At 63.8% G+C, this 21863-nt stretch carries 22 protein-coding genes; 13 read left to right on the top strand and 9 right to left on the bottom strand.

Annotated features, from left to right (window positions below):
• Window positions 1–30 precede the first annotated feature (30 nt).
• Window positions 31–753, bottom strand: coding sequence for a ribonuclease PH (gene rph / locus PP4_RS26975; protein ID WP_016489819.1), 723 nt, complete (start codon window positions 751–753; stop codon window positions 31–33).
• Between the two features lie 228 nt (window positions 754–981).
• Here rph and PP4_RS26980 point away from each other — a divergent pair, with 228 nt between their 5' ends.
• Complete coding sequence (locus tag PP4_RS26980) at window positions 982–1845, top strand: YicC/YloC family endoribonuclease (RefSeq protein ID WP_016502227.1); 864 nt, start codon at window positions 982–984, stop codon at window positions 1843–1845.
• 13 nt (window positions 1846–1858) lie between these two features.
• The gene (gene gmk, locus PP4_RS26985) at window positions 1859–2479 is read left to right on the top strand and encodes a guanylate kinase (RefSeq protein WP_016502228.1); all 621 of its coding nucleotides are present in this window, start codon (window positions 1859–1861) and stop codon (window positions 2477–2479) included.
• A 132-nt stretch (window positions 2480–2611) separates the two neighbouring features.
• Here gmk and PP4_RS26990 read toward each other — a convergent pair whose 3' ends face one another.
• From PP4_RS26990 to PP4_RS27000, 3 genes are all read right to left on the bottom strand, one after another.
• Window positions 2612–4153 (bottom strand): APC family permease, encoded by a 1542-nt coding sequence (locus tag PP4_RS26990; RefSeq protein ID WP_016502229.1) that lies wholly within the window; start codon window positions 4151–4153, stop codon window positions 2612–2614.
• Between the two features lie 113 nt (window positions 4154–4266).
• Window positions 4267–5040 carry a gamma-glutamyl-gamma-aminobutyrate hydrolase family protein gene (locus tag PP4_RS26995; RefSeq protein ID WP_016502230.1) on the bottom strand — a complete coding sequence of 258 codons (774 nt, stop codon included), beginning with the start codon at window positions 5038–5040 and terminating at the stop codon, window positions 4267–4269.
• Window positions 5041–5044: 4 nt separating this feature from the next.
• A complete protein-coding gene (locus tag PP4_RS27000; protein ID WP_016502231.1) occupies window positions 5045–6427 on the bottom strand; it encodes a glutamine synthetase family protein in 1383 nt (460 codons plus the stop codon).
• 205 nt (window positions 6428–6632) lie between these two features.
• On the opposite strand from PP4_RS27000, the gene PP4_RS27005 reads away from it, so the two are divergent.
• The 5 genes from PP4_RS27005 to PP4_RS27025 all read left to right on the top strand — a co-directional run bounded on the left by PP4_RS27005 (window position 6633) and on the right by PP4_RS27025 (window position 11369).
• Entirely contained in the window at window positions 6633–7505 is an 873-nt protein-coding gene (locus tag PP4_RS27005; protein WP_016502232.1) for a LysR family transcriptional regulator, read from the top strand.
• Between the two features lie 240 nt (window positions 7506–7745).
• Window positions 7746–8009, top strand: a complete 264-nt coding sequence (gene rpoZ, locus PP4_RS27010; RefSeq protein WP_003253383.1) for a DNA-directed RNA polymerase subunit omega — start codon at window positions 7746–7748, stop codon at window positions 8007–8009.
• Window positions 8010–8068: 59 nt separating this feature from the next.
• A complete protein-coding gene (spoT, locus tag PP4_RS27015) occupies window positions 8069–10177 on the top strand; it encodes a bifunctional GTP diphosphokinase/guanosine-3',5'-bis pyrophosphate 3'-pyrophosphohydrolase (protein WP_016502233.1) in 2109 nt (702 codons plus the stop codon).
• A gap of 23 nt (window positions 10178–10200) precedes the next feature.
• On the top strand, window positions 10201–10581 hold the full coding sequence (locus tag PP4_RS27020) for a RidA family protein (protein ID WP_016489827.1): 381 nt from the start codon (window positions 10201–10203) through the stop codon (window positions 10579–10581).
• 56 nt (window positions 10582–10637) lie between these two features.
• Window positions 10638–11369 (top strand): hypothetical protein, encoded by a 732-nt coding sequence (locus PP4_RS27025; RefSeq protein ID WP_041167939.1) that lies wholly within the window; start codon window positions 10638–10640, stop codon window positions 11367–11369.
• A gap of 154 nt (window positions 11370–11523) precedes the next feature.
• Here PP4_RS27025 and PP4_RS27030 read toward each other — a convergent pair whose 3' ends face one another.
• On the bottom strand, window positions 11524–12381 hold the full coding sequence (locus PP4_RS27030; RefSeq protein ID WP_016502235.1) for an SDR family oxidoreductase: 858 nt from the start codon (window positions 12379–12381) through the stop codon (window positions 11524–11526).
• Window positions 12382–12572: 191 nt separating this feature from the next.
• On the opposite strand from PP4_RS27030, the gene exbB reads away from it, so the two are divergent.
• The 6 genes from exbB to PP4_RS27060 all read left to right on the top strand — a co-directional run bounded on the left by exbB (window position 12573) and on the right by PP4_RS27060 (window position 19301).
• Window positions 12573–13556 (top strand): tonB-system energizer ExbB, encoded by a 984-nt coding sequence (exbB, locus tag PP4_RS27035; protein ID WP_041168152.1) that lies wholly within the window; start codon window positions 12573–12575, stop codon window positions 13554–13556.
• Between the two features lie 3 nt (window positions 13557–13559).
• Window positions 13560–13988 carry a TonB system transport protein ExbD gene (gene exbD, locus PP4_RS27040; RefSeq protein WP_003253367.1) on the top strand — a complete coding sequence of 143 codons (429 nt, stop codon included), beginning with the start codon at window positions 13560–13562 and terminating at the stop codon, window positions 13986–13988.
• A complete protein-coding gene (locus PP4_RS27045) occupies window positions 13985–14716 on the top strand; it encodes an energy transducer TonB (protein ID WP_016489831.1) in 732 nt (243 codons plus the stop codon). The genes exbD and PP4_RS27045 overlap by 4 nt, the downstream gene beginning before the upstream one ends.
• A gap of 94 nt (window positions 14717–14810) precedes the next feature.
• Window positions 14811–15737 (top strand): hydrogen peroxide-inducible genes activator, encoded by a 927-nt coding sequence (locus tag PP4_RS27050; protein ID WP_016502238.1) that lies wholly within the window; start codon window positions 14811–14813, stop codon window positions 15735–15737.
• A gap of 3 nt (window positions 15738–15740) precedes the next feature.
• A complete protein-coding gene (gene recG / locus PP4_RS27055; protein ID WP_016502239.1) occupies window positions 15741–17819 on the top strand; it encodes an ATP-dependent DNA helicase RecG in 2079 nt (692 codons plus the stop codon).
• Between the two features lie 78 nt (window positions 17820–17897).
• The gene (locus PP4_RS27060) at window positions 17898–19301 is read left to right on the top strand and encodes an aminoacyl-tRNA deacylase and HDOD domain-containing protein (protein WP_016502240.1); all 1404 of its coding nucleotides are present in this window, start codon (window positions 17898–17900) and stop codon (window positions 19299–19301) included.
• Between the two features lie 135 nt (window positions 19302–19436).
• On the opposite strand, the gene PP4_RS27065 is transcribed toward PP4_RS27060, so the two are convergent.
• The 4 genes from PP4_RS27065 to rubA form a co-directional block, all read right to left on the bottom strand.
• Window positions 19437–19811 (bottom strand): SCP2 sterol-binding domain-containing protein, encoded by a 375-nt coding sequence (locus PP4_RS27065; protein ID WP_016502241.1) that lies wholly within the window; start codon window positions 19809–19811, stop codon window positions 19437–19439.
• Window positions 19812–19958: 147 nt separating this feature from the next.
• On the bottom strand, window positions 19959–20264 hold the full coding sequence (locus tag PP4_RS27070; protein WP_016502242.1) for an HU family DNA-binding protein: 306 nt from the start codon (window positions 20262–20264) through the stop codon (window positions 19959–19961).
• Window positions 20265–20451: 187 nt separating this feature from the next.
• Window positions 20452–21600 (bottom strand): NAD(P)/FAD-dependent oxidoreductase, encoded by a 1149-nt coding sequence (locus PP4_RS27075; protein WP_016502243.1) that lies wholly within the window; start codon window positions 21598–21600, stop codon window positions 20452–20454.
• 16 nt (window positions 21601–21616) lie between these two features.
• Window positions 21617–21784 (bottom strand): rubredoxin RubA, encoded by a 168-nt coding sequence (rubA, locus tag PP4_RS27080; protein ID WP_016502244.1) that lies wholly within the window; start codon window positions 21782–21784, stop codon window positions 21617–21619.
• Window positions 21785–21863: the final 79 nt, after the last annotated feature.

Raw genomic sequence — 21863 nt, forward strand, 5'->3', positions numbered from 1 at the left:
ATGTCGGCTTTTTCGTATCTACAGGAACAGTCAGTCAGCCAGAGCAGCCTGCTGCAGCTCGAAGATATCGTTCATGCCCTTCTGCGCCAGGGCGAGCATGGCGTTGAAGTCTTCCGGCTGGAACGGCGCACCTTCGGCGGTGCCCTGCACTTCGATGAAGCCACCGGCGCTGGTCATCACCACGTTCAGGTCGGTTTCGGCAGCGGAGTCTTCCGGGTAGTCCAGGTCGAGCACGGCTTCGCCCTGGTACATGCCTACCGACACGGCAGCAATCATGTGCTTGAGCGGGTTGCCGCCCTTCAGGCCGCCGCGCTTCTTGATCACCGCCAAGGCGTCGCACAGGGCGACCATGGCGCCGGTGATGGACGCAGTACGGGTGCCGCCATCGGCCTGGATCACGTCGCAGTCGACATACAGGGTGATGTCACCCAGCTTGCTCATGTCCAGCGCGGCGCGCAGCGAACGGCCGATCAGGCGCTGGATTTCGAGGGTGCGGCCACCCTGCTTGCCACGGCTGGCTTCGCGCTGGTTACGCTCACCGGTGGAGCGCGGCAGCATGCCGTACTCGGCGGTCAGCCAACCTTGGCCCTGGCCTTTGAGGAAACGAGGGACACCGTTTTCCACGCTGACCGTGCAGATGACCTTGGTGTCACCGAACTCGACCAGTACCGACCCTTCGGCGTGCTTGGTGTAGTTGCGGGTGATGCGGATCGAGCGGAGCTGATCGGCGGCGCGACCACTTGGACGTTTCATCTGGGATACCTGTACTGGGACTTTGAATCTGCCGAGCATTATAGAGCCCGCAGCGCGGGGAAGACATGCCTATTGTCGCGCCCGACACAGCCCGTCGCCTTTTCCGACTGCCATGGCCACCCCTCTGTAACATAGGCGGATTGGGCGCCGAGGTCCCACTGCGCTACAATCCTGCGCCTTGCAGCCGAGAGGCTCCCACCGTTCATTCATCTACGCGAGGTACTCCCCATGGTGCACAGCATGACCGCTTTTGCTCGTGTCGAGCGCGCCGGCAGCCAAGGCACCCTGATCTGGGAGCTGCGTTCGGTCAACCACCGTTACCTGGAACCCCACCTGCGCCTGCCCGAGGCCCTGCGCGACCTTGAAGGTGCCGTGCGTGAAGGCCTGCGCCAGGGCCTTTCGCGGGGCAAGGTGGAATGTACCCTGCGCCTCAATGAAGACAGCAACGGCAAGCCGCTGAAGGTAGACCGCGAGCGCGCGGCACAGCTGGTCGCAGCCGCCGAGGAAGTGGCCGGCCTGATCAAGCAGCCGGCACCGCTGAACCCGCTGGAAGTGCTGTCGTGGCCGGGTGTGCTGGTGGCCGACACCAGTGATCCACAGGCGCTGAACGCCGAAGCCATGGCCCTGTTCGACGAAGCACTGGCCGAACTCAAGGCCGGCCGCCAGCGCGAAGGCCAGGAATTGGCCCGGCTGATCAACGAGCGCCTGGACAACATGACCAGCGAAGTCACCACCCTGCGCGCCCTGGTGCCGCAGATGCTGGCGGCGCAGCGGCAGAAGATTCTCGACCGTTTCGGCGACATGCAGGCCGAACTCGACCCGCAGCGCCTGGAGCAGGAAATGGTGATGCTGGCCCAGAAGAGCGACGTGGCCGAGGAGCTCGACCGCCTCAGCACCCACGTCACCGAAGTGCGCCGCGTGCTCAAGGGTGGTGGCGCCGCCGGCCGACGCCTGGACTTCCTGATGCAGGAACTCAACCGCGAAGCCAACACCCTCGGCTCCAAGGCCTTCGACCCACGTAGCACGCAAGCGGCGGTCAACCTGAAGGTATTGATCGAACAGATGCGTGAACAAGTACAGAACATCGAGTAAGGCCAACCCGACCATGAACCACAGCAGCGGCACCCTCTACATCGTTTCGGCCCCTTCGGGCGCCGGCAAGACCAGCCTGGTAACAGCCCTGACCAAGGACGACCAGCAAATCCGCGTCTCGGTCTCGCACACCACCCGCGCCATGCGCCCGGGCGAGGAACACGGGGTGAACTACCACTTCGTTGTCCACGAGGAGTTCAAGGCGCTGATCCAGCAAGGCGACTTCCTGGAGCATGCCGAAGTGTTCGGCAACTTCTACGGCACCTCGCGCAGTGCGCTGCAGCAGACCCTGGACCAGGGCTATGACCTGATCCTGGAGATCGACTGGCAAGGCGCCCAGCAGGTGCGCAAGCTGATGCCGCAGGCATTGTCGGTGTTCATCCTGCCGCCAAGCCAGGAAGCGCTGCGTCAGCGCCTGGACGGCCGCGGGCAGGACAGCGAAGAGATCATCGCCGGGCGCATGAAGGAAGCGGTCAGCGAGATGGTGCACTACGACGAGTATGACTACCTGATCATCAATGATGATTTCGACGCGGCGCTGGAAGACTTGAAAGCGGTGTTCCGTTCGAACCGGCTGGTGCTGAAGAAACAGCAACAGCGCCACGGGTCTCTACTGAAGCAGTTGATCGGCTGAAAAACGATTGGGGCTGCTTTGCAGCCCTTCGCGGGCACGCCCGCTCCCACAGGTTAGTCACCGCCCTGAGGCGTGCGCTGTACCTGTGGGAGCGGGCGTGCCCGCGAAGGGCCGCAGAGCGGCCCCAATTATTTATTCCTGCAAAGGCAGGGTAGCCTGCTGGCGCAGGGTAGCCCCCAGGAAGTAAGCCGGCGCCCGCATGCGCGACAGCATCATCAGCCCGATGCCGAGCACCGAGATGATCGCGGCAATCACGAATACCAGCCCCAACCCGCCCACATGCGAGCCACTGCCGAAGTCCGGCGAGGCGCTGTCGATGGCGGTCCGTGCGAAGATCACCGACAGGATCACCCCACCGACCAGCGGGCACAGGCCACGCATGATGAAGTGGCGCACGCTGTCGAACAGGCTGTCGCGGAAATACCAGACGCAGGCGAACGCGGTCAGCGAATAATAGAAGCAGATCATCATGCCCAGCGCGGTGATGGTATCCGCCAGCACGTTCTCGCTCAGGGTACGCATGGTCACGTAGAACAGGCCTGCTGCCACGCCGGCGCAGATGGTGGCGTAGCGCGGGGTTTGCGAACGCGGGCAGACGCTGGCGAACTTCTGCGGCACCGCACCGTAGTAACCCATGGCCAACAGGGTGCGCGCAGGTGCCACGAAGGTGGACTGCAGCGACGCCGCGGTGCTGGCCAGCACGGCGATGGACATCAGGATTGCCAGCGGCCCCATGACCGGGCCGGCCAGGTGGGCGAAGACGTTCTCCTGGATGCGCGGGTTGTTCAGGCCCAGCCCGGTTTCGCTGATACCGGCAAACTGCAGGGTGGCGATGGCGGTGAACAAGTACAGGCCGAGGATCAACATCACGGTCCAGGTAGCGGCCTTGCCCGGCACCTCTTCGCTGCCCACCGACTCTTCGCTGACGGTCAGGCACGTGTCCCAGCCCCAGAAGATGAAGATCGACAGCGACAGCCCGGCGGCAAAGGCCGAGAACGACTCGACACCGAACGGGTTGAACCAGGCGAAATCGAACTCCAGCGGTGGCGGCGCAGTGGTGCCGCCGAAGGCGGCAAAGGCAAAGCCGATCAGCACCAGCAACTGCAGGGCCACCAGGCCGTACTGCACGGTCATGGTGGTGGCGATGCCGCGACAGCAGATCCACACGGCCAGGCCGATGAACACGCAACAAGTGCTGATGTTGATCAGCAGGTTGTCGGCCAACGCTGCCAGTTCATGCTTGCCGGTGATCTGGCCAAGGAACAGGTAGAAGAAATCGACCGCCACCCCCGCCAGGTTCGACAGCACGATGGTAGTGGCGACCACCAGCCCCCAGCCGCCGATCCAGCCGATCATCGGGCCGAAGGCACGCGCCGACCAGGTAAACGAAGTACCGCTGTCCGGTTCTGCCGAGTTCAGTTCACGGTAGCCCAGGGCCACCAGCAGCATCGGCAGGAAGCCGACGATGAATACGGCGGGCAGGTGGGCACCCACCTCGCGCACGGTCGGGCCAAGGGCGCCCGTCAGGGTGTAGACCGGGGCGATGGTGGAAATGCCCAGCACCACGCTGGCCAGCAGGCCCAGGCGGCCTTTGGCCAAGCCCTTGCCGCGTTGGGTGTTGCCCGCGTCGGCCGCCACATCGGGTGGGCGGCCGGCTTCTGTATAATTGCTCATGAGTATTTGCCGTAAATTTTGGAATTGTTTTCGCAGGCCTTGCGCACAAGGCCTGCTTTCACTCATTGAAAGCTTGCTGCCGGGAACCAGTCATCCAAGACCTTCGGCTGACGTCAGAATGTCTCCTGCCGTGCGCCCTCCCGTGCCGCGTAGGCAACGCAGGCCTCGCGAAACGCCTGGAACAGGCGCAGCGAGACCGGGTTTTCGGTGAAGCGCCACTCCGGGTGCCACTGCACGCCAAGCACAAAGCCCGGCGCCGCAGGCATGGATACCGCTTCGATCAGGCCATCCGGGGCCCGTGCCTCGACACGCAGGCCCGGGGCGAGGCGGTCGATACCCTGGCTGTGCAGCGAGTTGACCTCGAACTGCGCCGCCAGGCCCAGGCGCTCGAACACCCCGCCTGGCTCGATGCCGACAGGGTGACGAGGGCCGTATTGCACCTCCAGGGGTGCGTCCTCAGGTTCGCGGTGGTCAAGGTACCCGGGCATTTCCTGCACGCGCTGGTGCAGGCTGCCGCCAAGCGCCACATTCAGTTCCTGGTAGCCACGGCAGATGCAGAACACCGGCACGCCGGCGGCAATCGCTGCCTGCAGCAGCGGCAGGGTCAGGCGATCGCGCGCCAGATCGTGCCGGGTGCCGGCTACGCTAGGGGCGCCATTGTAATGATGCGGTTCGATATTTGAAGGCGAGCCGGTAAAAACAATGCCGTGCAGCCGGGCCAACAGCGCCTGCGTGTCGCTGCCCCCGTCTCGGGCCGGCAGGATCAGCGGCAAACCGGCAAAGCCGGCCGCCTCGACATACTTGTCGCCTACCGTGTGCGACGAGTTCTTCCCCACCTGCTGGCGGCAGGCGCTGACACCGATCAAGGGGACCGCATTTGCGCTCATGGGCTTACACCGTGTGCAGGTACCAGTTGTACTCAAGGTCGGAAATCGACACTTCGAACTCGGCCAGCTCGCTTTCCTTGCAGGCCACGAAGATATCGATGTAGTCCGGGCTGATGTATTGGTTGAGCACTTCGCTGTCGTCCAGCGCGCGCAGGGCATCACGCAGGTTGTTCGGCAGGCTCTGTTCCAGCTGCTCGTATGAGTTGCCCTCGATCGGGGCATCCGGCTCGACCTTGTTGGTCAGGCCGTGATGCACGCCGGCAAGGATTGCCGCGAGCATCAGGTACGGGTTGGCATCGGCGCCGGCCACACGGTGTTCCAGGCGCACGTTTTCGCTGCTGTCGGTAGGCACGCGCACGGCGACGGTGCGGTTGTCCAGGCCCCAGCTCGGCGCATTGGGCACATAGAACTGCGCGCCGAAGCGGCGGTACGAGTTGATGTTCGGGCAGAGGAAGGCCATCGACGCTGGCATGGTCTCCAGCACACCACCAATGGCGTGGCGCAGCGTGTCGCTTTGCAGCGGGTCATCGCTCGAGAAGATGTTCTTGCCGGTTTTCTTGTCCAGCAGCGAGATATGCACGTGCAGGCCGTTGCCGGCCTGGCCCGGGTAGGGCTTGGCCATGAAGGTGGTGTCCATCTCATGGTCGTAGGCAACGTTCTTGATCAGCCGCTTGAGCAGGATCGCATAGTCGCAGGCCTTCAGCGGGTCGGCCACGTGGTGCAGGTTGACCTCGAACTGCGCCGGGGCGCTTTCTTTGACGATGGCATCGGCAGGCAGGCCCTGCTCCTTGGCCGCTTCGAGCATGTCCTGCAGGCAGTCGGCGTATTCGTCGAGGTCGTCGATCAGGTACACCTGGGTCGACTGCGGACGCTTGCCGGAAATGGGCGAGCGCGGCGGCTGCGGGCGGCCGTTGAGGTTGTCCTGATCGATCAGGTAGAACTCCAGCTCGAACGCCGCGCAAATAGTGAGGCCCAGGTCGTCGAACTTGCTCACCACCTGACGCAGCACTTCACGCGGGTCGGCGAAAAACGGCGCGCCTTCGATCTCGTGCATGGTCATCAGCAGCTGGGCGGTGGGGCGTTTCTGCCACGGCTCATCCGACAGCGTGCCGGGGATAGGGAAGCAGATGCGGTCGGCATCGCCGATGTCCAGGCCAAGGCCGGTGCTCTCTACCGTGGAACCGTTGATGTCCAGGGCGAACAGCGAAGCCGGCAGGTTGATGCCTTTCTCGTACACCTTGTGCAGGCTGGCCCGCTCGATGCGCTTGCCACGTACCACGCCATTCATGTCGGAGATCAGCAGGTCGACGTACTGCGTTTCCGGATGGGCCTGGAGGAAGTCATTCATCTCGCTGGAAGAACTGGCGCACGGGGTTACCGACGTCATGGTGTACATCCTTTGATGTGCTGCGGCGATGTGGGGATACGGCTGGCGCCTCACGGGCGACGATGGTTGCAGCTGTTGTTTTTTTCACTTTCCCATCGTGGGGATTGGTTACCCGACCGGACGCATTGATTCCGGGGGGCCGTTTCACTATAAAATGGCCCCGACGCAACAGACATTGGCAATTCGGCAAGCAGAGCGTGCACCAATGCAATATCAGATCACCCACGCCGACCTCTCCCTGGTCCTGGCACTGGAGCGCGGCCGCTCACTGGCCAAAGCCGCCGAGCTCCTCAAAGTCGACGTTTCGACGGTATTCCGCTCGATCCGACGGCTGGAGTCGGCGCTGGGCACCGCCTTGTTCGTCAAGAGCCGCAAGGGCTACCTGCCGACCGACACTGCCCAGGCCCTGGCCGAGCAGGCCGAGCGCGCGGAACAGGCGCTGGAGGCGGCGCGCATTGCCATGACCAGTGGCGAGCAGGTTGTAAGCGGCACGGTGCGGGTGACCTGCACCGAGGCGGTGATGCATAGCCTGCTGCTGCCGGCGCTGGCCGAGTTCATGCCCAACTACCCGGCCTTGTCGCTGGAGATGGGCACCTCGAACACCTTCGCCAACCTCAGCCGGCGCGATGCCGACATTGCCCTGCGCCTGACCAATACACCACCGGAACACCTGGTGGGTCGCAACCTGGGGTCCACCTCCTATGTGGTCTGCGGCAAGCCGCAGTGGCGCGAGCGCCTGGCAGAATCGGCCGTCAGCGTGCCATGGATCGCCCCCGACGACTCGATGCAGGACCACCCCACGGTGGTCTGGCGCAACCAGCAGCACCCTGGGTTGAGCCCGCGCTACCAGTGCAGCGGCATGTCGACCATCGCCCAACTGGTAACTGCCGGCCTGGGCGTGGCGGCGCTGCCGGACTACATGGTGCACGCCCTGCCCGGCGTGGATGCGCTGAGCGGACCGCTGCCGGGTTGCGACACGCAGCTGTGGCTGCTGACCCGGCCGGACTGCCGGGCGCTGCGCTCGGTGCAGACCCTTTTCGAAGAGCTGACGCCGCGGTTGCGTGGCGCGATGCTCTGAGGTTATCGTCGGCTCAAGTATTGCGGCTGTCTGGTCCGGCCCTTTCGCCGGAAAACCCGCTCCCACAGGGTAGGCGGTGCCTGTGGGGGCAGGTTGGCCCGCGAAGAAGCAAACACAGTGCTTCAAGGTGACCACCCGGCAAAACAGCGCTTCCCTATTGGCTGGTGAATTTTTATACTATCGAGTCCGCCTGCCCATTACTGGGCTGCACGCCCACCGCATTTGCTACTGAGGAAGACCATGGCCCGCGTAACTGTTGAAGACTGCCTGGAACACGTGGATAACCGCTTCGAGCTGGTCATGCTCTCGACCAAGCGCGCTCGCCAGCTGGCGACCGGCGGCAAAGAGCCCCGCGTTGCGTGGGAAAACGACAAACCGACCGTTGTTGCCCTGCGTGAAATCGCCGAAGGCATCGTCACCAACGAGTTCATCGCCGCTGAAGAGATCGTCACCGAGGATCCGGTCTTCGCCGCCTTCGAGGACGAGAACAACGAGGCTGTCTGATTGATGCCAGGTCGACGTCGCACGGCGCAAGGCCCTCGTCCTCCGCAGGAGGTGAACCCATGCCGGGTATAGAAGCCTTGGCCGAACGGCTGTCGACCTACCTTGGCCCCGAACAGGTCAACCTGGTTCGGCGCGCCTATTTCTACGCCGAACAGGCCCACGATGGGCAGCGCCGCCGCAGTGGCGAGCCCTACGTGACCCACCCGCTGGCCGTGGCCAGCATCCTCGCCGACATGCACATGGACCATCAAAGCCTGATGGCGGCCATGCTGCACGATGTCATCGAAGACACCGGTATCGCCAAGGAAGCCCTCAGCCAGCAGTTTGGCGAGACGGTGGCCGAACTGGTCGATGGGGTCAGCAAGCTGACCCAGATGAACTTCGAGACCAAGGCCGAGGCGCAGGCCGAAAACTTCCAGAAGATGGCCATGGCCATGGCCCGCGACATTCGCGTGATCCTGGTCAAGCTGGCCGACCGCCTGCACAACATGCGCACCCTGGAAGTGCTGTCCGGCGAAAAACGCCGGCGCATCGCCAAGGAAACCCTGGAAATCTACGCCCCCATCGCCAACCGCCTGGGCATGCACACCGTGCGCGTGGAGTTCGAGGACCTCGGCTTCAAGGCCATGCACCCGATGCGCTCGTCGCTGATTCACCGGGCGGTGAAAAGCGCACGCGGCAACCGCAAAGAGATCGTCGCCAAGATCGAGCATTCGCTGGCCAACTGCCTGGCTGCCGACGGCATCGAGGGCGAGGTCAGCGGCCGGCAGAAACACCTCTATGGCATCTACAAGAAGATGCGCGGCAAGCGCCGTGCCTTCAACGAGATCATGGACGTGTATGCCTTCCGCATCATCGTCGACAAGGTCGATACCTGCTACCGCGTGCTTGGCGCCGTGCACAACCTGTACAAGCCGCTGCCCGGTCGCTTCAAGGATTACATCGCGATCCCCAAGGCCAACGGCTACCAGTCGTTGCACACCACGCTGTTCGGCATGCACGGCGTGCCCATCGAAATCCAGATCCGCACCCGTGAGATGGAAGAGATGGCCAACAACGGCATTGCCGCGCACTGGCTGTACAAGTCCAACGACGATGAACAGCCCAAGGGCAGCCACGCCCGCGCGCGCCAGTGGGTCAAGGGCATCCTCGAACTGCAGCAGCGTGCCGGCAACTCGCTGGAATTCATCGAGAGCGTGAAGATCGACCTGTTCCCGGACGAGGTCTACGTGTTCACGCCCAAAGGCCGCATCATGGAGCTGCCCAAAGGCTCCACGGCGGTGGACTTCGCCTACGCGGTGCACACCGACGTCGGCAACAGCTGCATCGCCTGCCGCATCAACCGCCGCCTGGCGCCGCTGTCCGAACCGCTGCAAAGCGGCTCGACGGTGGAAATCGTCAGCGCCCCAGGCGCACGGCCGAACCCGGCCTGGCTCAACTTCGTGGTGACCGGCAAGGCGCGCACGCACATCCGCCACGCGCTCAAGCAACAGCGCCGCTCCGAGTCCATCAGCCTGGGCGAACGCCTGCTGAACAAGGTGCTCACCGGCTTCGACAGCAGCCTGGAGAAAATCCCCCAGGAGCGCATCCAGGCGATTCTCGCCGAGTACCGCCTGGAACTGATCGAAGACCTGCTCGAAGACATCGGCCTGGGCAACCGCATGGCCTACGTGGTCGCACGCCGCCTGCTGTCGGCCGACGGCGAGCAACTGCCTGCACCTGAAGGCCCGCTGGCGATCCGTGGTACCGAAGGCCTGGTGCTGAGCTACGCCAAGTGCTGCACGCCAATCCCTGGCGACCCGATCGTCGGCCACCTGTCAGCCGGCAAGGGCATGGTCGTGCACCTGGAGAATTGCCGCAACATCAGTGAAATCCGCCATAACCCGGAGAAGTGCGTACAGCTTTCCTGGGCCAAGGACATCACCGGTGAGTTCAATGTCGAACTGCGTGTCGAACTGGAGCACCAGCGCGGCCTTATCGCCCTGCTGGCCAGCAGCGTCAACGCCGCCGACGGCAACATCGAGAAGATCAGCATGGACGAACGCGACGGCCGTATCAGCGTGGTCCAACTGGTGGTCAGCGTGCACGACCGTGTGCACCTGGCGCGTGTGATCAAGAAGCTGCGTACCCTGACCGGTGTGGTCCGCATCACCCGCATGCGTACGTAGTCCGCCAACCGCAAGGAGTCATCATGAGCAAGACCGTCATCACTAGCGACAAGGCCCCAGCCGCCATCGGCACCTACTCGCAGGCGATCAAGGCCGGCAATACGGTGTACATGTCGGGCCAGATCCCGCTGGACCCTAAGACCATGGAACTGGTCGAAGGCTTCGAAGCCCAGACCGTGCAGGTGTTCGAGAACCTGAAGTCCGTGGCTGAAGCCGCTGGCGGTTCGTTCAAGGACATCGTCAAGCTGAACATCTTCCTCACCGACCTGAGCCACTTCGCCAAGGTCAACGAGGTAATGGGCCGCTACTTCGAACAGCCCTACCCGGCCCGTGCCGCCATTGGCGTTGCCGCGCTGCCGAAAGGCGCCCAGGTCGAAATGGACGCCATCCTGGTCATCGAATGATGCCCCCGGTGACGGGCGCCCTGCCCGTCACCCCTCCTTTGCAAGGTTACCCCGTCATGCGTCAAGCACTGCCCCTCGCGCTGGCAGCCCTGCTACTGGGCGGCTGCGCCAGCCACAAACCCGAAGATTTCAACGGCACCTGGATCAACCAGGAGGCCATCACTGCTGCGGTAAAAGGCGGAAGCCTGCGCCAAGCGCTGAATGAACACGGCCCGGTGTTCGAATGGAAGCTCGACGTTGCCAGCCAGCAGGCCAGCTACAGCAATGGCTTCGAGGCCGCTGACGGCCAGCTGAGCAGCAACGAAAAGCAATGGCAGGCCAGCTTCGAGGGCGGCCAGACCGAGCAGCTGTCGCTCGACGGTGACGAGCTGCAAGCCGTCGACCAGCGTGGCGCCAAGCAGACCTTCGTCCGTGCCAAGGCGCCGGCGGCTGCCAATGCGCCGCTGGGCAGCAGCTTCGAGAAAGCGCTGTACCAAGCCTACCTGGGCGGCAACTGGAAGGTGGTCGAAGGCGAGGGCAAAGGTGCCAGCGTGCGCTTCAGCGACACCGGCAACGTCACAGGCCTGCCGGGGCCAGACCGTTTCGCACTGTGCCTGGCAGGCGACTGCGCGACCATGGGCGGCAGCAATGACAGCCTGTGGCTGGAGCGTAACCAGCGCGGTGCACCGTTCATCATCAAGCGTGATGGCGACAAGCTGGAGATTTTCCAGGCAGTGAACCGTGCGCAACCGGATGAAATGCCGGAGCTGGCGGCGGGCAAGCGCCAGTGGGTGCTGGAACGCAGCTGAAGCACTTCTGCTGGCTGTAGACGTTCTTTGTGGGAGCGGGCATGCCCGCGAACACCGGCAAAGCCGGTGACATCCACCGCGCTGGAGCCTTCGCGGGCACCCCCGCTCCCACAGGATACTCTCGATACCAGTGGGAGCGCGTCACCCTCGCCAGCTAAGCTTTTCCTTTCAGGATGGCGGCATAGCCTTCCTTGTAGCTCGGATACACCGGCGCCCAGCCCAATGCCCGGGCTCGGGCGTTGCTGCAGCGCTTGCTGCCGGTACGCCGCACCCGTTGTTCATCGGACCACTCGGTAACCCCCATGTATGCCCGCAGCCAGGCCACCACGTCAGCCAGCGGCGCCGGGTCGTCGTCAACGCCAATGTAGTAGTCGTCCAGCACCTTGCCATCGGCATCGGCCTGCAGCAGAAACGCCAACAGGCTGGCGGCATCCTCGGCGTGGATGCGGTTGCCATACAGCGGTGGCTCCTCGGCCACACGGTAACCCTGGCGCACCTGGCTCAGCAGCCACTCGCGGCCTGGGCCGTAGATGCCCGTCAGGCGCACAACGCTCGCCGGGATACCACTGGCCAGCGCCAGCCGCTCAGCCTCCAGCATCACCCGCCCGGAATAACCTTCAGGCTCGGTGGCCGCGCCTTCCTCGATCCACTCGCCGTCCTTCTGCGCATACACACTGCTGCTGGAGACGAACAGCAGGCGACGGGGGCGCTGGCCTCGCTCGGCCAGCCAGGCCAGCACATGGCGCAAGCCATCCACATAGGCCGCCTGGTAACCGGCCTCGTCGTGCTGGCTGGCCGCCACGCAGTACACCAGGTAATCCAGCGGACCCTGTGGCCAGGCTTGCGGGATCGACGGTTCGGCCAGGTCCGCGGCAACCGGTTGAACGCCCGCAGGCAACTGCCCGACAGCGCGGCGCAGGCCGCTTACCTGCCAGCCTTTGCCCAGCATTTGCAGGGCCAGACGCCCACCTACATCACCACAACCCACCACCATCACGGAAAGGTCTGACATCTCTGAACTCCCTAGACCAATTGATCAGCCCGGCCACGCTACACGATGGGCGGCTAGACCATAGGCGAAAAAAGCAACAAGATTACTTTTGTTAACAAGAATTACTTGCAATAATGGCCGCCAATCTGTTCTCGGCCTACCTCGAGGCCTTGGAGAACGCTCACTTTATTTCTTCATCAGGTCCGGCCAGCATGACACGTATTCAACCTTCCGCTTCGCCAACCCCGTCGCGCGCCTGGCGCGCCATCGCCGCGCTGACACTCAGCCTGGTGCTGGCCCCGGTGGCCATGGCCGATGAGCCAACCGCCAGCTCCGCCGCGCCTGCTGCTGCCACTGCCCCGGCCGCACCTGCTGCAGCCCCGGCTGCCGACGCGCAGGCGCCTGCTGCCAACGCCACTGCTGCCACCCCGGCCGATGCAACGCCCCCGGCAGACTCGAACGTTCAAGCCTTGGTAGAAGACACCTCGCTGGGCATGGCCCACGACCTGTCCCCATGGGGCATGTACAAGAACGCCGACATCGTGGTGAAGATCGTCATGATCGGCCTGGCCATCGCCTCCATCATCACCTGGACCATCTGGATCGCCAAAGGCTTCGAGCTGATGGGCGCCAAGCGTCGTCTGCGTGGTGAAATCGCCCAGCTGAAGAAGTCCACCACCCTGAAAGAAGCCAGTGACCTCTCCAACAAGGAAGGCACCCTGTCCCACACCTTGGTCCACGACGCCCTCGAGGAGATGCGCCTGTCGGCCAATGCCCGCGAAAAAGAAGGCATCAAGGAGCGCGTCAGCTTCCGCCTGGAGCGCTTGGTTCACGCCAGCGGTCGCACCATGAGCAGCGGCACCGGCGTACTTGCCACCATCGGTTCCACCGCGCCGTTCGTCGGTCTGTTCGGTACCGTATGGGGCATCATGAACAGCTTCATCGGCATCGCCAAGACCCAGACCACCAACCTGGCCGTAGTTGCCCCAGGTATCGCCGAAGCCCTGCTGGCCACCGCTCTGGGCCTGGTCGCTGCAATCCCGGCTGTAGTCATCTACAACGTCTTCGCCCGCTCTATCGCAGGCTACAAGGCCCAGGTGTCCGACGCCTCCGCCCAGGTACTGCTGCTGGTCAGCCGTGACCTGGACCACCAGGGCAGCGAGCGCGCTGCCCCGCACATGGTGAAAGTGGGGTAAGCCATGGGCCTGCATCTCAACGAAGGTGGCGACGACCTCGCCGAAAACCACGAAATCAACGTTACGCCGTTCATCGACGTGATGTTGGTGCTGCTGATCATCTTCATGGTCGCGGCCCCCTTGGCCACGGTCGACATCAAGGTCGACCTGCCCGCTTCAACCGCCAAACCGGCGCCGAGGCCCGAGAAACCGGTGTTCGTCAGCGTCAAGGCCGACCAGAAACTGTACGTCGGCGACGATCAGGTTGCTGCGCCCGACCAGCTTGGCCCGATGCTCGACGCCAAGACCAAGGGTGACAAGGAAACCACCATCTTCTTCCAGGCTGACAAAGGCGTGGATTACGGCGACCTGATGGAAGTGATGAACAACATGCGTGCGGCCGGCTACCTCAAGGTCGGTCTGGTAGGTCTCGAGACGGCAGCCAAGAAATGACGAAAACGCGCTCAAACATGGCGCGCTACGGTGGCAGCCTGGCGATCGTGCTGGGCGTGCACGTGGTCGCCGTGCTGCTGACGCTCAACTGGTCGGTGCCCCAGGCCATCGAACTGCCCCCGGCAGCGATGATGGTCGAGCTGGCACCGTTACCGGAGCCAGCGCCACCACCGCCACCGAAAGCGGCGCCACAGCCACCGGCACCGGTCGAAGAACCGCCACTGCCCAAGCTGGCCGAAGCCCCCAAGCCCAAGATCGCCATCCCCAAGCCGCCCAAGCCGAAGGCCAAGCCCCAGCCGCCGAAGCCCGAGAAAAAGCCTGAGCCGCCTAAGGAAGCGCCACCCACCGAGCAAACGGTAGACGCACCGCCAAGCAACACGCCACCGCAGAAGTCCGCTGCACCGGCGCCGAGCATTGCGTCCAACAGCAACGCCCTGCCAACCTGGCAGAGCGACCTGCTGCGCCACCTGGCGAAGTACAAGCGTTACCCGGAAGACGCGCGCCGTCGCGGCCTGCAAGGCATCAACCGCCTGCGCTTCGTGGTCGACGCCGAAGGCAAGGTGGTGTCGTACTCCATGGCAGGTGGTTCGGGCAGTGCTGCACTGGACCGGGCGACCCTGGAAATGATCCGTCGGGCCGGCACGGTACCCAAGCCGCCACCCGAGTTGCTGAATAATGGCACGATCGAAGTCGTGGCACCGTTCGTCTACTCGCTGGACCGCCGCTAAGACTTTTGCTTCTGTCACAAATCGGCAACTCTGATAACGTGCGTCTATCGATTGCAGCCGCTATGCTGGGCCCGCAACTTCATGGACGCACGTTATGACCCTCACCGAATTACGCTACATCGTCACACTCGCCCAGGAACAGCACTTCGGCCATGCCGCCGAACGCTGCCACGTGAGCCAGCCGACCCTGTCGGTCGGTGTGAAGAAGCTCGAGGACGAGCTTGGCGTTCTGATCTTCGAGCGCAGCAAAAGCGCGGTACGCCTGACCCCGGTCGGCGAAAGCATCGTCGCCCAGGCGCAGAAGGTACTGGAGCAGGCCCAAGGCATTCGCGAACTGGCCCAGGCTGGCAAGAACCAGCTGACCGCCCCGCTCAAGGTCGGTGCCATCTACACCGTCGGCCCCTACCTGTTCCCGCACCTGATCCCGCAACTGCACCGCGTAGCGCCGCAGATGCCGCTGTACATCGAAGAAAACTTCACCCACGTGCTACGTGAAAAGCTGCGTAACGGCGAGCTGGATGCAGTGATCATCGCCCTGCCGTTCAACGAAGCCGATGTGCTGACCCTGCCGCTGTACGATGAGCCGTTCTGCGCCCTGATGCCCGCCGACCACCCATGGACGGCAAAAAAGACCATCGACACCGCCATGCTCAACGACAAGAGCCTGTTGCTGCTCGGTGAGGGCCACTGTTTCCGCGACCAGGTACTGGAAGCCTGCCCGACCCTGAACAAGGGCGGCGAAGGCGCCAGGCACACCACGGTCGAATCCAGCTCGCTGGAAACCATTCGCCACATGGTGGCCTCGGGCCTTGGCGTGTCGATCCTGCCGCTGTCGGCGGTGCACAGCCATCATTACGCCCCAGGCATTATCGAAGTGCGCCCACTGACTGCACCGGCACCGTTCCGTACCGTGGCCATCGCCTGGCGCGCCAGCTTCCCGCGGCCGAAGGCCATCGAGATCCTCGCCGACTCGATCCGCCTGTGCTCGGTCGCCAAAGCCCCTGCGGAACAACCGGCCTGAGTCATGAGTGAGCTGTCGAAGGTCCCGGTCACGGTACTCAAGGGTGTTGGCGAGGCCATGGCGGAAAAACTCGCCAAGGTTGGCCTGGAGAACCTGCAGGACGTGCTGTTCCACCTGCCCCTGCGCTACCAGGACCGCACCCGCGTGGTGCCGATCGGCCAACTGCGCCCCGGCCAGGATGCGGTTATCGAAGGTGTGGTCAGTGGTACCGACGTGACCATGGGCAAGCGCCGCAGCCTGGTGGTACGCCTGGGCGACGGCAGCGGCGTGCTGACCTTGCGCTTCTACCACTTCAGCAACGCGCAGAAGGAAGGCCTGAAACGTGGCACCCACCTGCGCTGCTACGGCGAAGCCCGCCCCGGTGCCTCGGGCCTGGAAATCTACCACCCGGAGTACCGCGCGCTGAACGGCGACGAGCCGCCGCCACCGGTCGAACAGACCCTGACGCCGATCTACCCGTCCACCGAAGGCCTCACCCAGCAACGCCTGCGCCTGTTGTGCCAGCAGAGCCTGGGCCTGCTTGGCCCGCGCAGCCTGCCCGACTGGCTGCCTGACGAGCTGGCCCGGGACTACCAATTGGCGCCGCTGGACGATGCCATCCGTTACCTGCACAACCCGCCCGCCGACGCCGACCTCGACGAACTTGCCGAAGGCCAGCACTGGGCCCAGCACCGCCTGGCCTTCGAAGAACTGCTGACCCACCAGCTGTCGCAGCAACGCCTGCGCGAGAGCCTGCGCAGCCTGCGGGCGCCCGTGCTGCCCAAGGCCACGCGCCTGCAGGCGCAGTACCTGGCCAACCTGGGCTTTCAGCCGACCGGCGCACAGCAGCGGGTGGCCAACGAAATTGCCTACGACCTCAGCCAGCACGAGCCGATGATGCGCCTGGTGCAGGGCGATGTCGGTGCCGGCAAGACCGTGGTCGCCGCACTGGCAGCCCTGCAAGGGCTGGAAGCCGGCTATCAGGTGGCGCTGATGGCGCCCACCGAGATCCTCGCCGAACAGCACTTCATCACCTTCAAGCGCTGGCTCGAGCCGCTGGGCATTGAAGTGGCCTGGCTGGCCGGCAAGCTCAAGGGCAAGGCCCGGGCCAGCGCCCTGGAGCAGATTGCCAACGGTGCGCCGATGGTGGTCGGCACCCACGCGCTGTTCCAGGAAGAAGTGAAGTTCAAGCACCTGGCCCTGGCGATCATTGACGAACAGCACCGTTTTGGCGTGCAGCAACGTCTGGCCCTGCGCAAGAAAGGCGTAGCCGGCCAGTTGTGCCCGCACCAGCTGATCATGACCGCCACGCCTATTCCGCGCACCCTGGCCATGAGTGCTTACGCCGATCTGGACACCTCGGTGCTCGACGAGTTGCCGCCTGGGCGCACCCCGGTAAACACCGTGCTGGTAGCCGACAGCCGACGCTTCGAAGTGGTCGAAAGGGTTCGCGCAGCCTGCGCCGAGGGGCGCCAGGCCTACTGGGTGTGCACCCTGATCGAAGAATCCGAAGAGCTGACCTGCCAGGCCGCCGAAAGCACGTATGAAGAACTCGGCAGCGCCTTGGGCGAACTGCGTGTGGGCCTGATCCACGGCCGTATGAAGCCGGCTGAAAAAGCCGAAATCATGGCGCAGTTCAAGGCCGGTGAATTGCAGCTGCTGGTCGCGACCACCGTCATCGAAGTAGGCGTGGACGTACCCAACGCCAGCCTGATGATCATCGAAAACCCCGAACGCCTGGGCCTGGCCCAGTTGCACCAGCTGCGCGGCCGGGTTGGCCGGGGCAGTGCCGTCAGCCATTGCGTGCTGTTGTACCACCCGCCGCTGTCGCAGATCGGCCGCGAACGCTTAGGGATCATGCGCGAGACCAACGACGGCTTCATCATTGCCGAGAAAGACCTCGAACTACGCGGCCCAGGCGAAATGCTGGGGACACGCCAGACCGGCCTGCTGCAATTCAAGGTCGCCGACCTGATGCGCGATGCCGACCTTTTACCGGCTGTGCGCGATGCCGCCCAGGCCCTGGTGGCCCGCTGGCCGGACCATGTCAGCCCGCTGCTCGACCGCTGGCTGCGCCATGGCCAGCAATATGGCCAAGTGTGACGCTAGTCCCAGAATGGATCCAGATTTGCTCGCAGGCTGGTTATACTTCGCGTTTAAAAGAATCAGTGGATACGGACCATGACTGAAGTTGCCCTGGACACCGCAACCCCACACGCCCCCTCTGTCATCAAGCTGCTGCTCGACAAGCTCGGCGTGGTCTACCGCGAGGTCGTCGAACACCCGCAGCTGCCTGCGGCTTCGCGGGTACAGGCGGTGCTTCTCGACGACGAGGTCGGCGCCCTCATGGTGCTGTTCCCGCAGAGCCAACTGCTGGACCTCAGCCGCCTGGCCGAGCTGACCGGGCGCAAGCTGACCGCAGTGTCGGTACCACGCCTCAAGCAAATGCTCGACAAACACCATCTCAAGGCCCTGCCCGGCATTCCCGCCCTGACCAGCTCACCGTGCCAGTACGAAAAGAGCCTGCTCAGCGCCGAGACCGTGTACATCCAGTCTGGCGAAAGCGGGCTGCTGCTGGAGATCGAGCGCGCCCACTTCAAGCGCATGCTGGCCAAGGCCAGCGAAAGCAGCTTCGGCCAGGAGATCGAGGCCATCAGCCCCAACCTCGACCGCCCCCATGACGACACCCAGGAAATCACCGATGCCGTTCAGGCCTTCACCGCCCGCCGCATCCAGAAACGCCTGGAAGAAACCATCGAGATTCCGCCACTGGCCGATACCGCGCAGAAGATCATCAAGCTGCGGGTAGACCCCAACGCGAGCATCGATGACATCACCGGCGTGGTCGAAACCGACCCGGCGCTGGCGGCACAGGTGGTGAGCTGGGCCGCGTCGCCCTACTACGCTTCGCCGGGCAAGATCCGCTCGGTAGAAGACGCCATCGTGCGCGTGCTGGGCTTCGACCTGGTGATCAACCTGGCCCTGGGCCTGGCGCTGGGCAAGACCTTGAGCCTGCCGAAAGACCAGCCGCAGCAGGCCACACCCTACTGGCAGCAGTCGATCTACACTGCCGCGATCATCGAAGGCCTGACCCGCGCCATGCCTCGGGCAGAACGCCCCGAAGCCGGTCTGACCTACCTGGCCGGGCTGCTGCACAACTTCGGCTACCTGCTGCTGGCGCACGTGTTCCCGCCACATTTCTCGCTGATTTGCCGCCATCTGGAGGTGAACCCGCACCTGAACCACACCTACGTGGAACAGCACCTGCTGGGCATCAACCGCGAACAGATCGGTGCCTGGCTGATGAAGCTGTGGGACATGCCCGAAGAGCTGTCGACCGCGCTGCGCTTCCAGCACGACCCGGCCTACGATGGCGAGTACTCGGCGTTCCCCAACCTGGTGTGCCTGGCCACCCGCCTGTTGCGCTCGCGGGGGATTGGCTCCGGGCCGCAGGAAGAGATTCCTGACGAGTTGTTGGAGCGCCTTGGGATTACCAGGGAAAAGGCTGAGGATGTGGTGAACAAGGTGCTTGAGGCCGAGACCCTGCTGCGCGAACTGGCTTCGCAGTTTCAAGCACCGCACTGATATCACGAGGGGCCGCTTTGCGGCCCAATCGCCGGCAAGCCAGCTCCCACATCGACCGCATTGGTCTCAAACCCTGTGCGGTACCTGTGGGAGCTGGCTTGCCGGCGAATGGGCTGCGCAGCAGCCCCGGCAATTTCAGCCTTTCTTCTTCGGTTTCAGGTACTTCATCAGCCCCTGGAACCACATCACCAGGGCCGGGTTGCCCTTGATCTGGATGTTCTTGTCCTGAATCCCCTGCATGAACGCCAACTGCTTGTTGCCCGCCTGCATCGTGGCGTAGCCGTAGGCAGCGTCCTTGAAGGCGATGGCGAAGGCCGGCTGCGGATGTGCGCCGCCCTTGCTGCTGATGCGCTCGTTGTTGACGACGAAGTGCCGGGCAACCTTGCCGTCCAGGGTCTGCATCTGGAACACCAGGTCCTTGCCCTTGAGCTGCTGCTGGAATGCCGGGTTGTTACGGCTGGCCCTGGCCATCAAAAGCCCCATGGCCCAGAGAAGAAAGCGGAACTTCATCGACACGCCTCGATTGAAAAGTGACTAAGTTTCGCAGTTTATCCTCTTAACGACCTTTTTATGCAAGTTCGCAGCAGTTACCGCGTGTAAAGCACAACGGGCGCCATGAAGGCGCCCGTTCGGGATCAACGAATCGTCAGCGGAAGCTTACTTTTTCTTGGCGGCCTTGGCTGGCGCGGCCGGTGGATTGACGCTGTCCTTGAGGTTCTTGCCTGGCTTGAAGGCCACGGTATTGCTGGCTTTGATCTTTACCGGCTCACCCGTTTGCGGGTTTTTACCGGTACGCGCGCCGCGATGACGTTTTTCGAAGGTGCCGAAACCGACCAGGGTCACCGTGTCCTTGTCCAGGGCACCGGTAATGCTGTCGAGAATCGCGTTCAACACCTGATTGGCCTTTTCCTTGGTCAGATCAGCCTTATCGGCGATGACGGCGGCGAGTTCTGGTTTGCGCATAGTGAAGCCTCTTTGACGGAATTCTTGTTGTTATGCCGTGCTGCCTTTGGGAGCAGCGCTCAAGGCACCGCAGGCTCTAATCTGCGGCAGACGGAAGTGAGAATGGCACGTGCTCAGGGGCCGCGCCAGTATCAGGCCGGCCATTGTGCAGGCAACAACAGGATAAATCCGACAGAACGCCCTCTATTTACGCCATTACCGGCGGTAACTGGCGATTCAGTGCGAGCTTCTCCATAACGGCAGCCCCGGTCAGGGCATAGCCCAGCAATGCGCCGTCAGCGCCGTGGCAGAGCACCTTGAGGTCACTGCCCTGCCCCTCTACCTGCCAAATGCCCTCGTGGGCCAGGGGCGGCGGCGAAACCACCAGCGGGCAGGCCGGGGTTTTCACGGTGATCGGCATGGGCCCGTAGGCAACCGCGGTCGGTTTGCCGGCCAGGGTTTGCGCCAGCGCCCGGGCACAGCTCATCAGCGGCATCACGTAGAGCAGGTTGATGCCATCGACCTCGGCACAGTCGCCGAGGGCGAAGATGTTGGCGTGAGAGGTACGCAGCTCGCGGTTTACGCTGACGCCACGATTGGTCTGCAAGCCGGCTGCGGCAGCCAGGTCGATCCGGGGGCGCAGGCCGATGGCCGAAACCACCAGGTCGCAGGCGATCACACTGCCATCCGACAGGTGCGCCTCCAGGCCTTGGGCCACCTGCTGCAGGCGGGTCAGCACCGGCCCCAGATGAAAGCGCACACCCAGGCCCTCCAGCCCGCCCTGCACCGCTGCCGCAGCGGCCGGGTGCAGCAGGGTCGGCATGATCTGTTCACACGGCGCCACCACGTCGACCTGGAAGCCACCCAGGCTCATGTCGTTGGCGAATTCGCAGCCGATCAGGCCGGCACCGAGGATCAGCACACGTTGTTTGCCTACGGCGGCGGCACGGAAGCGTGCGTAATCTTCCAGGTCGTTGATCGGGAACACCAGATGGCTGCCATCGCCTTCGATCGGCACCTGCACGGTCTGCGCCCCCCAGGCCAGCACCAGGTCGCGGTACTCCACGGCCTCTTCGCCGATCCACAGGCGCTTGTGGCCCGGGTCGATGCCGCTGATGCGGGTATGGGTGCGGATCTCGGCGTTCAGTTGCTCGGCCATGACGCCCGGCTCGGCCATGCACAGGCCGTCGGCGTCCTTCTGCTTGGCAAAGCCCATGGAGAGCATGGGCTTGGAGTAGGAGCGACCATCGTCGGCGGTGATCAGCAGCAGCGGCGTCTGCGCATCGAGCTTGCGAAATTCACGGGCCAGGTTGTAGCCCGCCAGGCCAGTACCGATGATTACCACAGGGGACGTCATGTCGTGCTTTCCTCGATTAGCCGATGGAGATCATTTCAAAGTCGCTTTTACCCACGCCACAGTCCGGGCACAGCCAGTCGTCAGGCACATCTTCCCAACGAGTGCCGGGGGCGATGCCGTCGTCGGGCCAGCCTTCGGCTTCGTCGTAGATCAGGCCACAGACAATACATTGCCACTTTTTCATCAGGTCTTTTTCCTCGGTTCAGGCTGGGGCTTTGTGTCGCAGCTGATGGCCTCTTCGCGGGCACGCCCGCTCCCACAGG

It is taken from the genome of Pseudomonas putida NBRC 14164, from assembly GCF_000412675.1.
Classification (GTDB): Bacteria; Pseudomonadota; Gammaproteobacteria; order Pseudomonadales; family Pseudomonadaceae; genus Aquipseudomonas; species Aquipseudomonas putida.